The sequence below is a fragment of the Bacillus sp. OTU530 genome, assembly GCF_038440375.1.
This window is the reverse complement of record NZ_JASATP010000142.1, coordinates 1-541: the sequence shown is the minus strand read 5'-3', so window position 1 is coordinate 541 and position 541 is coordinate 1. Positions and strand designations below refer to the sequence as shown.

Below are 541 nucleotides of genomic sequence, written 5' to 3'. Positions count from 1 at the left end.
GAACGAAAGTGGTGAATGGTGTGGCGAACGATTCTTCTACGAATGAAACGCAATCTGAGAAATTAATTAGATTGCTTGAAGATCAATTAGTTCATTCGAATCAACAAAATAAAGAGTTATCGAAAAAGTTGGACCAAGCGTTGAAACAGATTGAATCGTTAACGCAACAACTTCAACACGTAACAAAGCTTTTATATGGCTCTAAAACAGAAAAATCCAAATACAATAAGCCCGATGGGCAAGTGTCCTTATTTGAGGATGACCCGTCTTTTAGCGAACCTGAGCACACAGAAGAACAAAGCCAACAGACAATTTCTTATACTGTTGTTCGAAACGTACGGAAGAAAAAGAGAAATGATTCATTGCGTGATGATGTAGAAGTAGAAACAATCCATTATCATCCCGCCCATACAATCTGTGACTGTTGCCAACATCAAATGGTTGAAATCAGTGGGATGGTTGTCCGCGAGGAAGCTAAGTTTATTCCTGCAAAAATGATGAAAGTACAGCATATTGAACATGCCTATGAATGTAAAAACTG

Annotated in this window: 1 protein-coding gene; it reads left to right on the top strand. The window is 38.1% G+C overall.

Going from position 1 to position 541, the window contains the following annotated elements; genetic code table 11:
• Positions 1–20: 20 nt before the first annotated feature.
• On the top strand, positions 21–541 hold a 521-nt coding region (locus tag AAHB12_RS31265; protein ID WP_342048946.1), incomplete at its 3' end, for an IS66 family transposase zinc-finger binding domain-containing protein.